The organism is Herbaspirillum sp. B65, assembly GCF_000333555.1.
GTDB lineage: Bacteria > Pseudomonadota > Gammaproteobacteria > Burkholderiales > Burkholderiaceae_D > Herbaspirillum > Herbaspirillum rubrisubalbicans.
This window is the reverse complement of record NZ_BADI01000390.1, coordinates 1-14,437: the sequence shown is the minus strand read 5'-3', so window position 1 is coordinate 14,437 and position 14,437 is coordinate 1. Positions and strand designations below refer to the sequence as shown.

The 14,437-nt window shown below is 60.6% G+C and carries 6 protein-coding genes, 1 tRNA gene and 2 pseudogenes; 4 read left to right on the top strand and 5 right to left on the bottom strand.

What is annotated here, in order from left to right:
- Positions 1-227 precede the first annotated feature (227 nt).
- Positions 228-674 (top strand): response regulator, encoded by a 447-nt coding sequence (locus I5W_RS09545; protein WP_017450255.1) that lies wholly within the window; start codon positions 228-230, stop codon positions 672-674.
- 113 nt (positions 675-787) lie between these two features.
- On the opposite strand, the gene I5W_RS09540 is transcribed toward I5W_RS09545, so the two are convergent.
- Positions 788-864: transfer RNA gene (locus tag I5W_RS09540), tRNA-Arg, on the bottom strand.
- Positions 865-1,067: 203 nt separating this feature from the next.
- On the opposite strand from I5W_RS09540, the gene I5W_RS09535 reads away from it, so the two are divergent.
- The 3 genes from I5W_RS09535 (at position 1,068) to I5W_RS09525 (ending at position 4,340) form a co-directional block, all read left to right on the top strand.
- Entirely contained in the window at positions 1,068-1,727 is a 660-nt protein-coding gene (locus I5W_RS09535; RefSeq protein ID WP_017450254.1) for a sensor histidine kinase, read from the top strand.
- 63 nt (positions 1,728-1,790) lie between these two features.
- Complete coding sequence (locus I5W_RS09530; protein WP_017450253.1) at positions 1,791-2,444, top strand: response regulator; 654 nt, start codon at positions 1,791-1,793, stop codon at positions 2,442-2,444.
- A 282-nt stretch (positions 2,445-2,726) separates the two neighbouring features.
- Positions 2,727-4,340: a GGDEF domain-containing protein gene (locus tag I5W_RS09525; RefSeq protein WP_044529040.1), complete on the top strand. Its 1,614-nt coding sequence runs from the start codon at positions 2,727-2,729 to the stop codon at positions 4,338-4,340.
- Positions 4,341-4,347: 7 nt separating this feature from the next.
- Here I5W_RS09525 and pnuC read toward each other — a convergent pair whose 3' ends face one another.
- The 4 genes and pseudogenes from pnuC to I5W_RS32000 form a co-directional block, all read right to left on the bottom strand.
- Positions 4,348-4,953, bottom strand: coding sequence for a nicotinamide riboside transporter PnuC (gene pnuC, locus I5W_RS09520; RefSeq protein WP_044529039.1), 606 nt, complete (start codon positions 4,951-4,953; stop codon positions 4,348-4,350).
- 35 nt (positions 4,954-4,988) lie between these two features.
- A complete protein-coding gene (ftsB, locus tag I5W_RS09515) occupies positions 4,989-5,381 on the bottom strand; it encodes a cell division protein FtsB (RefSeq protein WP_017450250.1) in 393 nt (130 codons plus the stop codon).
- A gap of 53 nt (positions 5,382-5,434) precedes the next feature.
- Positions 5,435-6,406: pseudogene (gene eno, locus I5W_RS09510) on the bottom strand (phosphopyruvate hydratase); the annotation flags it as partial.
- Between the two features lie 2,703 nt (positions 6,407-9,109).
- Positions 9,110-14,437, bottom strand: a pseudogene (locus tag I5W_RS32000) (Ig-like domain-containing protein); the annotation flags it as partial.

The following is a 14,437-nucleotide window of genomic DNA, read 5'->3' as shown; positions in this document are numbered from 1 at the left end:
ATTCATGAGCCCGGCCCGGCATCACGCCGCCTTGTAATTCTGACGTAAGCTCCCTGGTCTACCGGATCGGCAGCGCGGCAACACGAAGAAAAGCCCCTTGCCGGCTTGCTAAGCGCTGCGGCACGCACATTGAGCAATGGATTTATGTGACTTGCTATGTCAAACTTGCCGACACCAGAAGCGCACTATTCCAATAACAACGCCCAGTTTCACTCATAAGCACAAGCATGTCCCGCCCCAGCATATTGATGGTCGACCCCAGTCCTGAGTCGGTGGAACTGGCGCGTTTCAGCCTTTGGCGCAGCAAGCTCGATTGCGCCTTCGGCTGGTTCGAAGATGCGGAGCGGGCCATGGAGTCGCTGTTCAGTCCGCACGCCGTGGACCACCCCGACACCCTGCCCTGCCTGATCCTGCTGGAGCCGCGCTTGCCGCGCATGGAAGGCCTGGACCTGCTGCACATGCTGCGCAGCCAGCCGCATACGCGCGCGCTGCCGGTGATCATGTTCGCCACCTCCTACGACGAAGCCGACGCCACCCGCTCGCACGCGGCCGGCGCCAATGATTACCTGGTCAAGCCGGTGGACGCCCGCGAATTCATGGAATTGATCAATCAGACCGTGGCGCACTGGCTGCCCCTTGCGCCATCGCGGGAGGCGGACGCACCCACTACATAGGCAAGGAAAAGACGCGCGGGACTGGGGCACGGGACAGGGGTACGGAATAAGCCCGCGCAAAATCAGGCGCAGAAAAGACAAAAGGGCCCATCTTGCGATGGACCCTTTATATCTGGTGCGGCTGGCAGGAATCGAACCCACGACCCCTTGGTTCGTAGCCAAGTACTCTATCCAGCTGAGCTACAGCCGCGAAAAACAAAATTATAGCAGCATGTTTTGCTTTTTGGATAGCCCATTGTGATATTTTTTTCAGACGCCCCTCCTCTGCATCGACAGCACAGCTTGCCCTTCATTACCTTGTTCTTCATCAAATCCTTGATACAGGATAGATGACCCGGCCTTTGCGGGCGGCTATGATGAAGACTTGTTCATATCACCCTCAAGCCGCCCTCCATGTCCGCCTTGCCCCTGCCCGACCCATCGCAAGCACAGCGTATCCGCGAAGAAGAACGCACACGCATCGCCCGCGACCTGCATGATGAACTGGGCGCACAACTGACTGGCCTCGGCATGGCGCTGGGCCAGTTGCGCGAGCAGTTGGCCCAGGAAAAGCATCCCTGGCTGGCCCAGGCCGAGTACGCCCAGCAATTGCTAGAGCAGGCCAGCCAGGGCATGGAGCGCATCATCGATGACCTGCACCCGCCCATCGTGGAGTTCGGACTGGTCGATGCACTGACCTGGCAGTGCCGTCATTTCAGTCGCCAGAGTGGCTTGGAGTGCAAGCTGCAGTGCGACTGCACGCTGCAGCTTGAGGATGAATTCGTGGTCCTGAGCCTGCTGCGCATCCTGCGCGAAGCACTCAACAATGCCGCGCGCCACGCCCATGCCCGCCATATCGAGGTGCGCTTGCAGGTGGACGAGGAACGCCTGCAACTGAGCGTAGCCGACGACGGCAGCGGCTTTGATCCGGATCGGGCGCCACGCGGCGGACGTATAGGCCAGGGTCTAACCAACATGCGCCAGCGGGCGCAGGCGCTGGGCGGCCGCCTGGTGCTGGAAGCGCGCACGGGAGGCGGCACGCTGGTGCGCCTGGAGATGCCTGTCGCACACTGAACGAACGCTATAGAATACGGCCTCGCCCAACCGGTTCGTCCAGAGGAGTTTCGCAGTACGCCCATGAGCAAGAAAGCCACCGCCGCCATCAAGGTCCTGATCGCCGACGACCACGCCATCGTGCGCGAGGGTCTGCGCCAGATCTGTGCCGTCAGCAAGGACATCGTCGTGGCCGGCAACGCCGCCAACGGGCTGGAAGCGATCAAGCTGGCCCGCGAAGGGGATGGCGATGTCATGCTGCTGGACATCGTGCTGCCCGATCGCAACGGCATCGACATCCTCAAGCAGATCCGCAAGGAACAACCGGACCTGCCGGTGCTGATCCTGTCCATCCACCGCGAAGACCAGTACGCCATTCGCGCCCTCAAAGCCGGTGCCGCTGGCTTCCTGAACAAACAGGCGTCGCCCAGCGAGGTGATAGCAGCCATCCGCCAGGCCGCCGCCGGTCGCAAGTACGTCAGCCCTTCACTGGCCCAGGAACTGGCCAACCAGATCGGTTTCGACCACGACACTCCCTTGCACGAAACCCTCTCCGACCGCGAATACCAGACCATGGTCATGATCGCCTCGGGCAAGACCGTCAGCGACATCGCCGCCGAACTATTGCTGTCGGTCAAGACCATCAGCATGTACCGCTCGCGGGTGCTGGCCAAGATGAAGATGCGCCACAACGCCGAACTGACCCATTACGCCCTCAAGAACGACCTGGTGGAATAAAACTCACAAAAACGCCCGGATCAGCTCGCCAGCACGGGCTGAAGCGGGGCTTTTCTCCCCCTATTAAAGGCATCCAGAGGACCTGTACTGACGTACAATAAGTTGTCATTTTGCCTCCTCCCACTCCACGGGAAGGCAGTGTGGTGCGACTGCAGGGGACCAGGCCGCGTGCGCATGATGACCGAGGTGGTGGCGCTACTCAAGCATTGTCCGGGTGCGTCGATACCGTAGGAAACTCCCTGTCGCAAACAGACCAGTACACCAACAATATAGTCAGCCGGCATGTCCAAGAAACCGACCACGCTCACGCCTGTCGAGATCGCCCGAGAAGCTTTCCAGAGACTGGGAGCCCGGCGCATCGCGCCCACTCCAGACGCCTACCGGATCGCCTATGACGAGATCCAGGGCGACCTGCCGGGCGTGACCGCCGAATCGGTGATGGACAATTTCGCCACCCGGCTGTCGCGCCAGCCGGGCGAGAATGGCCTGCTGGGCACACGCCTGGTGCGGGCGCGTGAAAATGGCGACTGGTCGTCCTTCGAGCGCCAGTTGATCGAATTTGCCGAGGCCAACTGGCAAAGCCGCCCCGCCGCTCCTCCCGCACCCGTGGTGCCGCATGGCGAACTGGTGCCAATCGATCTCGAACGCCAATTCATCCGCGACAGCAAGAAAGAGAAGATGCTGCGCGAAATGCTGGTGCGGGTCCTGGTGTTCAACCTGCCCTCGCTGCTGTCGACCGCACCGGAACTGGCCAATGAATCGCGCAATAGCGGCCAGGAACTAAAGATGGCCTTCTCCGAGCAATCGATGAATGACATCATTGCCCGGGTCAAGCAGTTGAGCTTCCAGATCGAACTCAAGACCGACGACATGGCCCAGCAGCAGGAATTGCTGATGCGCCTGTTCCAGTTGCTGCTGGAAAACATCAATGGCTTGCTGGAGCAGGGTTCCTGGCTGTCCAGCCAGATCGAGACGGTGCAAAGCTTGATCGCCGGGCCGCTCAGCAGCACCTCGCTGGCCGATGCCACCAAGAACCTCAAGGAAGTGATCTACAAGCAGGGCTTGCTGAAGAACACCCTGTCCGAGGAAAAAGTGGTGGTCAAGAACATGATGCTGACCTTCGTGGACCGGCTCTCAGCCATGGTCTCCACCACCGACAACTACCAGCGCACCATCCGCGGCTTCTCGCAGCAGATCAGCCAGGCCGGCAACATCGCCGATCTCAACAGCGTGTTGAGCGAGATCATGACCGAGACGCAGAAGGCCCAGGAAGAAGCCACCCGCTCGCGCGACGCCATGGAAGATGCGCGCCAGGAGGTGGAAAAGGCCGAGGACCGCATCCATGCACTGGAACAGCAATTGCTGCAGATGGGGGAACTGGTGCGTGAAGACCAGTTGACCGGCAGCCTGAACCGGCGCGGCATGGACGAATCGCTGGACCGCGAGATCGCCAATGCGCAGCGCCGCGAGACGCCGCTGTGCGTGGCCCTGCTGGACCTGGACGATTTCAAGCGCATCAACGACACCCACGGCCATGCCACCGGCGACGAAGTGCTGGTCCACCTGGTGCAGGTGATCCGCGAAACGCTGCGCCGGTTGGACGTGATCGCCCGCTTCGGCGGCGAGGAATTCGTGGTGCTCATGCCCGAGACCGAGCCTCAGGATGCGGTACAGATCATCACTCGCGTGCAGCGCGAACTGACCAAACGCATCTTCATGCATGAGAGCCAGCGCCTGCTCATCACCTTCAGCGCCGGACTGGCCCTGTATTACCCGGGCGAATCGCAGGCCGAGCTGTTGAAGCGCGCCGACGTGGCGCTGTACAAGGCCAAGAACGCCGGCAAGAACCGCATCGTCTTTGCCGAGCCACCTCCGGCCGCGCCACCGGACGCTTGAGCCGGGGTCAGGCTGCTCCGGCGTCGCCCGTGCGTCGCCAGCGACGCCATCCGGCCGCGGCCATCAGCACGAACAAGGCATAGAGCATGGCCGTCAGCGTCAGGTGCTTGTACACGTACAAACCTACGTAGAGCACATCGACTGCGATCCACACCAGCCAGTTTTCCAGCTTCTTGCGTGAGAGCAGGAATTGCCCGACCAGACTGCCTGCGGTCAGGAACCCATCCATGTGCGGCACGTCCGTATCGGTATAGCGCTGCAGGAACCAGGACAGCAGCCACCATCCGGCCAGCCAGGCGCCGACCATGCAAGCCCAGCCGCCGGAGGCCAGCCGGGACACCCGCAAGGGCCGATGTTGTTCGCCGCCGCGCAGCCACTGGTACCAACCCCACACCGAGACCGCCACGAACACGAACTGCAAGCCGGCATCGCCATACAGGCGGGCATCGGCAAACACGGCCGCATACAGCAAGGAAGAGAGGATGGAAAAAAGCCAAGCCCAATGGTTCTGGCCGATATTGAGCCAGACAGTGATGATAGCCAGCACGAAGGAAACCAGTTCCAGAGGCGTGGTAGTCAAGCCAAGCCAGGTCAGCGGGGTATCAAGACTCATGCAACCAAGCGGAAATTGGACCAGCGAGTGACTGTTCAGCGGGTTGCGCCATGACTGGACGCACCCGGCGTATTGGCGGGAACCGAGACACTGCCAGGCTGCCCGGAATTGGGCATGAAGGGATTGGGATTGACCGCAGAAGCGGGCTTGCCGGAATTGCCGTCGAGCAGCTGGATGAAGACTTCGTTCTGCTTGATCATGCCCAGTTCGAAGCGGGCACGCTCTTCCACGGCACCCTTGGACTGCTTCAGGTCATCCACTTCGGAAGCCAACTTGGCGTTGCGCTCCTTGAGTTCGTCATTCTTCTTGTGCGCCAGTTGCACCTGGCGGTCGAGCTCCCAGACCTTGAACCAGCCGCCCTTGCCCAGCCAAAGCGGATACTGGATCACGACCAGCAGGAAGGACAGGCAAAGGATGATCAGGCGCATAGCCGGGAGCTCTCAATGCGGCGCCTGCCTTTGGGGTGGGCGCCGCAAGCTTGTTACTTCAGGTTGTAGAACGCAGCGCGGCCGGGATAGCTGGCGATGTCGCCCAGGTCTTCTTCGATACGCAGCAGCTGGTTGTACTTGGCCATGCGATCCGAACGCGACATGGAGCCGGTCTTGATCTGCAGCGCGTTCATGCCCACGGCGATATCGGCAATGGTCGAGTCTTCGGTTTCGCCCGAACGGTGCGAGATCACGGCGGTGTAGCCGGCACGCTTGGCCATTTCGATGGCGGCGAAGGTCTCGGTGAGGGTGCCGATCTGGTTGATCTTGATCAGGATCGAGTTGGCGATGCCCTTGTCGATGCCTTCCTTGAGGATCTTGGTGTTGGTGACGAACAGGTCGTCGCCCACCAGCTGCACCTTCTTGCCCAGGGTTTCGGTCAGCAGCTTCCAACCCGCCCAGTCGTTCTCGGCCATGCCGTCTTCGATGCTGATGATGGGGTACTTGTCGCACCAGGAAGCCAAGAGACCCGTCTTCTGGGCCGGGGTCAGCACCATGTTTTCACCGGCCAGGTGGTAGTTGCCGTCCTTGTAGTATTCGGAGGCAGCGCAGTCCAGGCCCAGGGCGACTTGCGTGCCCGGCTCGTAGCCAGCCTTCTCGATGGCTTCAATGATCAGCTTGATGGCTTCTTCGTGGCTGGAGACATTGGGGGCGAAGCCGCCTTCGTCACCGACCGAGGTGGCCAGGCCGCGATCGTGCAGGATCTTCTTCAGGGTATGGAACACCTCGGCGCCATAGCGCAGGGCTTCACGGAAGCTCGGAGCGCCCACCGGAATGATCATGAATTCCTGGATATCCAGGTTGTTGTCGGCGTGGGCGCCGCCGTTGATGACGTTCATCATCGGCACCGGCATCTGCATGGAACCGCTGCCACCGAAGTAGCGATACAGCGGCAGGCCCGATTCTTCGGCAGCGGCCTTGGCCACGGCCATCGAGACCGCCAGCATGGCGTTGGCGCCCAGGCGAGGATGGACTTCACTTGCAGCCTGGTCAGATCGGCGGTATTCGGTGCGGTGGCACCGGCGAGGCCATCGGCGTAGTCGGCGATCTTGCCGGCCAGTTCGGCCAGTTGGTTGATCAGGGCCGGGGTCTTGACTGTGCTCTTGTCGGCCGGTTGCAGTTCCAGCGTGGTCAGCAGGAGCTTGAGGGCGGCGGCGTTGCGATCTGCGTTGGCCTCACCGGGCTTCTCACTGATCTTCACGCCGATGCGGGTAAGGTCTTCACTGGTCAGGGGCGGAGCAACAGTGGCGGTGCCATTACTGGCGGCCAACAAGACGCGATTGTAGGCAGTGACTACCTCATTCAGTTTGGTGGGACTGCTGACCTGGCTGACGGTGGTCGTGTTACTGCCCAGCGCGCGGATGGCGGCGTTGATGCTCTCCAGATTATCGTTGGTTACGTCCTTGACATGAGCGTTCGTGTAGTTGATCAGGCTCGGTGTCGGCTTGGTGTTGGTGGTATCGGTGGCGTAGTCGCGGATGAGCTTGAGGTCGATCAGCAGGCCATCGGCCAGAGTCTGCAGTTCGGCGCTGGTGTCGATGGCGGCCTTGGTGGAACCGGCCACCAGGCCGCGCAGGCTTTGCAGGGTGGAATCCTCCAGCTCTTCCAGACCGGTGACGCCCAGAGCGACGAAGTCGTTGGCCGCTAACAGCTTGGCCTTCTCGGCGTCGCCCGCCGCTGCCAACATCTTGCGGGCAGAAGCGTTGATATTGTCGATCTTGGTGGGCATATCGACCTTGTCCTGGCTTAAGGCATCCAGCGCGCTGATGAGCAGGTCTCGCTGGTTGGTGTCGGTCAACTGGCTGACGTCAACCCCCAGCAATTCGAGGTCGCTGGTGCTGGGCAGCTTGCCCAGTGCCTCGTTGTCGGTGGATTTGGTGCGATTGCCATCGGCGGCGTCCAATACCTTGAGATAGGCATTGACGATGCCTTGCACTTTAGCCTGGGAATTGGCCATGAGACCGGTGACGGTGGTGGTGGCCAGGGCGGCGTTGATGGCGCCGACATTCGCGTCGCTGACGTTGGCTATGCCCATTTTCCGGTAGTCCTCTACAACGGGAATATGCGATGGGACGTTGCTGTTGGTCTCGGCATAGGTGCTGATCTTCCTGAGCGCTGCTACGGCCTCGGTGACCAGGGTGTCGAGTTCGGTCACGGTGTCGACGTGGCTGGCATCCTTGCCACTGGTGCCGATGGCGGCCAAGATGACGGCTTTTTGCTCGGCGGTGTAAGTGTCGCTGATGGTGACGCCCAAGGCCTTCAGATTGTCGATGCTGGGTTGCGCCGCGGTCTTGCCTTCGTCGGCGGCGTACTGCAAGACCTTGTCGACGTAGCCGAGCAGGGTAGTGAGTTCGGCCACGCTATCGACATCGGTGAACTTGTTCAGTTTGGTGATGACGGTCGCGAGCAAGCTGGTGCTGGAGCTGTGCTTGCCCTGCATGTCCACCCCCAGAGCGCTGAAGTCGTCGGTGCTGAGATCAGCGCTGCCGGTACGACCGTTCAGCTTGGCCAGGATGGCGATCTTTTCGACGGCATCGCTGGCTTTTTGCAGTTGGGCCTGATCCTTGATCTTTTCTACGCTGAGGGTCTTGATGGCGCTATCCAGCAGGGTCTTACTGTCTTGCTTCACGCCGGTGACGCCGATGGCCTCCAGATCTTCCTTGGCCGCAGCGGCGGTGTCGGCAGTGTGGCTGTTGACCACGCGGCCATAGGCATCGATGATGCTCTTGAGCTTTTTCGGATTACCGGCGTGGGCGGCTTTGATCTCCGAGCTGGCCAGGGACGAGTTGATGGCGCCGAGCATGTCGGCAGCCACGGTCAGGCCGACAGCGGCATAGTCCGTCACCTCCGGGACGGGCTTATTGGTGTCATCGGCATAGGCGGCGATCTTTTCTTGCGCGGTCTTGGCGGCATTGGCAATGACGAGTACTTCGTCCATGGTGTCGATGTCGTCGGCGCGGGCCTTTGTCGAGAGCGCACTGAGCACGGCGGCAGCGGTGTTGGCACTGCTGCCAGTGGCGAGGACGCCCAGCTTGATCAGTTCATCTAGGCTCAGCTTGGAGGGGAGGTTATCGTCGGCATAGGCCTGGTTGGTGTTTGCCAGGGCCACCAAGGCCTTGGAGCTAGCCAGAAGATCGGATAGCTTCTTGGGACGGTTGATGTCGCTCATTGACTGGCGAGCCATGGACCATTCCAGCAGCCGTAGAGCGGGATTGTCCGGTTGATCGGACTCGGTGCTCACACCGACAAGCAGGAGGTCGTTGCTGAATTGCGTGGAATCGTATCCAGGAACAGGACTAAGTAGATGCCACCAACTGAATATGAGTTTTTGCAGCTTTTCTGAGGTGTCGACAGCCGCCGCTTGAAGAGCGTTTGAGGCGAGGCTGGCGGCGACCGCAATGATTATTTCCGAAGTGTGTTCGGGAGAAAGACCGGAAATAGTCATCTTCAGCGCTTCCAGGTCGGCCTCGGTAGGACGGCCTGCATCGTCGGGGAAGCCGCTTGGTTCCGCATCCAGTGCGGCATAGTTACTGACCTTGTCGTAGGCCTTCATGGCCTTATTGATCAGCTCTTGCAGCTCGGTCACGGAATCGACTTCGCTGCCATCGTCCCTGGTCTTGGCGATGGCGTAGAGCGCGGCCTTGAACGCGTCGGACTTCTTTGTTGCGTCAACGGCGTTGAGGGTGATGCCCAGCTTTTCGATGTCGTCCGAGCTGATCTTCTCGGCGCTGAAGTCGCTGGACTTGGCTTGCAGCATCAGTTTGTTGACGATCTCGCCCAGCGCATCGATCTGGCCGGATGTCGACGGCGGTGCTTTGCTTGATGTCGATCACCGAATTAAGCAGGGCCAGGGTGGAAGCATTGGCGGTGCCGGTGCTGACGCCATCGATGCTCACGCCAATGGCCTTGTATTGCTCGGCCGTGATAGCGGTGCTGCCTGCTGTGCCGTCAGCGCTGTCGAGGATGGCGTTGTAGGCGTTGACGATGGTCTTGAGATTGGCTGGCGTGTTGGCCTTGGTGCTGTCGATGTAGGTCGTGCGCAGAGCGGCGTTGATGGCGTCCACGCGAGTGGCGATCACCAGCGGTTCACGCACGCCGGTGGCATCGGCGGCCTTGACCAGGCCGATGTTCTTGTAGTCATCCGTAGTAGGAATGTCAGCGTTGGCTCCATCGGCAGCATAGATGCGGATCTTTTTTTGCGAGGCGTCGGCACGCTTGATGACTTCTTGCAACTCGGCCAGCGTCTTGACGTTGCTGCCATCGGTCTTGCCGCTGACGATGCCGGAGGCGATGGCGGCCAAATTCGTGGCGAAGCTATCGCCTTCGAGCCCATTGGTGCTCAGACCCAGTTCGGTGAGCAAGTCGGCAGTCAGGTTGGCGGGGGTGCCGTTCTTGACGCTTTCCATCAACGACCGGACTTTCTCGCCCAGGGTATCGATCTCGGCCGGGGTGTCCTTCTTGGAGATGGGCTTGGCGGCAATGACCGAGTTGAGCAGGCTCAATTGATGAGCGTTCTCCAGGCCGGTAATGTTGCAACCGATCAGGGTGTAGTCCGCTGCCGTGGGCTGCTCGGTGGCGCCTGCTGTCAGGCCGATGATCTTGTTGACGCTGTTCACGATGCCCTGCACCAGCTCCGCCGAGGCGACCTGTGCGCCCTTGACGTGGGAAGTGGCCAGGCTGGAGAGGATGGCGAAGAGGCCTTCGGCCATGCCATCGGCCCGATCAGTGGGGGTGACGTACTTGTCCACATCAGTGATGCCCATGTCGACGAAGTCCTGCGACACGGGTTGCTTGCCCACCTCCTCAGCATTGGTGGGATCGGCCAGGGCACCGAGGTCATACCTGGTGGCGAAGTTCTTGATCTTGAGCTGGGCCTTGCTGGCTTTATCGGCCGTCTCCTGCAATTCCTTCACCGTATCCACATCGACTGGTGCACGACTGCGGATGGCGGCCATGAAGGCGGAGAGCGAATCGTTGTCCACCGTATCGACTCCCAGCTTGCCCCACTCGTCCACGCTGATGGTGGTGGCGGCAATAGTCTGGCCGGGGTGTGCAGGATCAGGCTCGCCGGCGTTGGCTTGCTGCATGACGCGGTTGACGATGTCGGCCAGGTTCAGATTCTTGATTTGCTGCAGGCTGGAGACGGCGCTGAAACTGTCCTGGCGGTCGAAGGCTTCATTGAGCAGTTTGAGATGCGCTGCCGTGTTGACCACCTTCATCTGCAAGACTGCGAACTCTGCATGGGTCAACGGTGCGCCGGGCTTGGGATCGCCATTTTCGATAGCGTTGGCGGCGGGGCGGTCTTCTTCCTTGATGATATCCGCCACGCTGGCCAGATTGCGCAGCTTGGCGGCGGCATTGGCCATGGTTTGCAGTTTGCCCAGGTCGAGCGAGGCCAAGTCTTCCTGGTTCTCACCAGCGGCCTTGAGCATCTGCTGGATCAGGGACAACGTGCCCGGCGTTTTGCCATTGACCAGAGTCAGGATGGATTTCACGCCCAATTTGCTGAGTGTGTCGCGATTGGGCGCAGTGGGATTGGTGCCAGCGGCATAGTCCGCCACGTCGGCGGCCAGGCCGACCAGTTTGTTGATCTCGGCCGGGGTGCGCACGCTGCTCTTGTCATTCGGTTGTGCATCCAGCGCGGTCAGCAGTAGTGCCTGGGCAGCCTTGTTGCGAGGCAGGTTGTCAGCCGGGATGAGCGTAAGGTTGACGCCAATGGCTAGTACCTGCTCTCGTGTGATCGGCAGGTTGCCGGCCTGTCCATCGGCGGCTTGCAGGATGTGCCGGTAGGCATCGACCATGGTCTGCAGCTTGGCGCGACTGTCGACCTTGCTGTGATCGTGAGCGATAGGATCACCCAGCGCTTCGACGGCAGCGTTGATGCTATTGATGTTGCTTGCATCGACCCCAGTGACACCCGCGTTGGTGTAGTTCTGAGCGGTCGGAGTCAACACCTCGCCCAACGCGCCGAGCTCGGCGTTATCGTTTGCTGTCTTGGAGGCATAGTTGCGGATCAGCTTGATGTCCTTGAGCAGGCCGTCGATCAGGCTTTGCAGGTGGCCACTGGTGTTCAGGTCGCTGGCGGCATTGTTGCCGATCAAGTCCTGGATGGAGTCCATCACATCATTACTCAAGCCATTGATGCCCAGGTTTTCCAGGTCAGTCTGACTGATGTTGCTGGCGGCTGCCTTGCCCTTGTTGGCGGCAGCAATGACCTTGACCGCAGAGGCGATGATGGTTTGGATGCTGGCAGGCGTGTTGACCTTGTCGAACTTGATGGCGTCAAGCGCCGTGGTGAGCAGCTTGATCTGGTCATCGTTCTGCAATGTGCTCACGTCCACGCCCAGCAAGGCCAGCTCGCTCTTGTTCGGCAGGGCGGCGTTATCGTCCGTGTTGCGCTGGCCGTCGGCTACTTTTTGTACCTTGACGTAGGCATTGACGATGTCCTGCAGTTCTTGCCAGGTGTCGGCCTGGTCCTTGCCGACGGTATCCGTCGCCAAGGCGGCATTGATGGCCGCGAGATTGTCGCCGGTTACGCCGCGCACGCCCATCTGCTTGTAGTCTGCGGCAGTGGGTTGCTTGTTCTCATCGTTGTTATTGGTCTGGGCAAAATCGCTGATCTTGTTGAAGGCGCTGATGGCGTTTGCGATCAGCGTATCGACGATCTTGCTTACGCTCTCCAGGTTCTCGCCATTCTTGCCGCCATTGGTACCGATGGCATGGAGAATCACCACTTTCTGCTCTGCAGTGTAGGCGGTGATATCGATGTCCAGTGCAGACAAATCTTCGTCGTTGGGCTGCAGCGACGGCGTCGCGCCTTCGCTCTTGGCGTAGTCGAGCAGCTTGTTGACGTGGGTCAGCAAGCCGTCGATGGCATCAACGCTGTTGACCTTGTCGAAGCTGGCCAGTTTGCCGATGGCGCTGCCCAGCAGTGCAGCGGCCTTGGCGTGCGAGCCCATGTCCAGACCCAGGGCGGTGAAATCGCTCGTCTGCGGTGTCTCGGCGCCGTTGTGGCTACCCAGCTTGGCCAGGCTGGCGATTTTTTCTACGGCGTCGGCAGCGTTTTGCAGGTTGTGCTGGTTCTTGAGCTGGTCCAGCGACAGCTTCTTGACGACGCTGTCCAGCAAGACCTTGGAGTCGGTCGCCGTGCCGGTGATGCCGATGGCTTTGTAGTCGTCTTCGGCCGGCGCAGCAGCGCTTGCCGGATGGCTGTCGAGGATGCGCTGATAGGCTTCGACGATGTGCTTGAGCTTGGCCGGATCGCCGGCTTTATCTGCGTTGATGGTGGTGCTGGCCAGCGCGCTGTTGAGGGCCGCCACCATGTCGTTGCTCACAATCGGGCTCAGTACGCCCTCCCTCTTGGCGACCAGGCCGATGGCGCGATAGTCGTTGGCGGTCGGAACTTGTTCGGCAGGGGCATTGGCAGGGGCAATGTTTTCCGCATAGCGGGTAATCTTGGCCAGGGCATCCTTGGCATCCTTGGCAATGGCGCGTACCTCGGCCATGCTGTCGATGCTGGCGGCGTCAGCCTGCGCGGCCAGTGCCGACAGGGCGGCGGCGGCGGTGCCGGCATTGCTGCCGGTATCGAGTACGCCAAGATTGATCAGGTCGTCCAGTGCGAGCGGTGTCGTCAATTTGGTGGCGTCGTAGGCGCTCGGATGGTCGGCCAGGGCGATGAGCCCAGCGGCAGTGTTGCGCAGTGCCGTGATCTTGTCGGGGCCATTGATGGCATTGGTCGTCAGGCGATCCATTGCGGTGTGCAGCAGATCCGTCACGCTGCTGGAGATGGGCGGATTGGATGGCGCCACCCCAATCGTCGTCAGATGATCGAGGAAGCTGGTTCTTCCAGCGTTATCCAGGGGGGTGGCATTGGCTTGTCCATCCGCCAGGGTCAGCAGTGCATCCCAGCTATTGAGCAAGGCGATGAGCTTTGCCGGGGTATCGATGCTGTCCTTGGTGATGAGGCGCGATGCCAGGCTGGCGGCCACGCCGATGGCGTCGTCAGTCTTCACGCTGTTCGGTACGGCCAGGCCCAGGGCCTTGAAGTCGGCGGCGGTGGGGCGCTGGGCATCGGTGAGGAAGTTGTTTGGCAGTGCAGCTAGATCCGCGTAGGTCTGGATTTTCTTGTAGGCCACGGCGGCATCACGGACCAGTTTGATCAGCTTGGGTTGCGAATCGACATCGGCACCGCTATCGGCAGTGGCGCCGATGGCATAGCGCACGGCCTTGAAGGCGGCCTCCGACAGGCTGCTCAGAGCGGCATCGGCTTGAGTGGGATCATCCTTGAGCGTGACACCCAGTTGCGTCAATTCGTCGCTGGTGATGAATTCCCCCTGTTGCGTAGCATCCTGCACCTGCTGCATGAGCTTGTTGATGAGCGCGCCCAGGGTGTTGATTTCTTCAGGGGTATTGACGTCGTCATGACCTTTACTGTCGATGACCGAGTTCAGCAGTGCCAGGGTAGCGGCGTCGGCATTGCTGGCCAGGGTCGATGTTTTGGTCACGCCTGCAATGTCGCTGCCGATGTCGGCGTACTGATCCTTGGTGATGCTGCCCTTGATGTTGTTGGCAGTGCCATCGGCAGCATTGAGGATGGCGTCATAGGCTGAAATGATGGTGCGCAAGTCTTGCGGGGTGTCGGCCTTGGCGCCGTCAACGTAGCTGGTCTTGAGTGCGGCGTTGATGGCGCTGAAGTTGGCATTCGTCACCAGAGGTTGACGGACGCCATTGCTGTCCGGTGACAAGTTCACCAGGCCGACGTTCTTGTAGTCATTGAGCGTGGGTTGGGCCTCGCTATCACCGTTGGCATACTTGCGGATGACGATGATCGCGTCATTGGCGCGCTTGACCACGTCGTTGAGTTTGTCCAGCGTGTTGACTTCGCTGCCATCCTTCTTGCTGCCGACGATGGCGGCGGCGATGGCATCCCAGTTCTTCCAGAGCGGACCATTCTTTTCGAGCCTGGTTTCGTTGACCTTCAGTTTCTGCAGGGCGGC

Coding starts and splice junctions, on each gene's coding strand:
- I5W_RS09545 (WP_017450255.1), top strand. CDS start 228: ATGTCCCGCCCCAGCATATTGATGGTCGACCCCAGTCCTGAGTCGGTG.
- I5W_RS09535 (WP_017450254.1), top strand. CDS start 1,068: ATGTCCGCCTTGCCCCTGCCCGACCCATCGCAAGCACAGCGTATCCGC.
- I5W_RS09530 (WP_017450253.1), top strand. CDS start 1,791: ATGAGCAAGAAAGCCACCGCCGCCATCAAGGTCCTGATCGCCGACGAC.
- I5W_RS09525 (WP_044529040.1), top strand. CDS start 2,727: ATGTCCAAGAAACCGACCACGCTCACGCCTGTCGAGATCGCCCGAGAA.
- pnuC (WP_044529039.1), bottom strand. CDS start 4,953: ATGAGTCTTGATACCCCGCTGACCTGGCTTGGCTTGACTACCACGCCT.
- ftsB (WP_017450250.1), bottom strand. CDS start 5,381: ATGCGCCTGATCATCCTTTGCCTGTCCTTCCTGCTGGTCGTGATCCAG.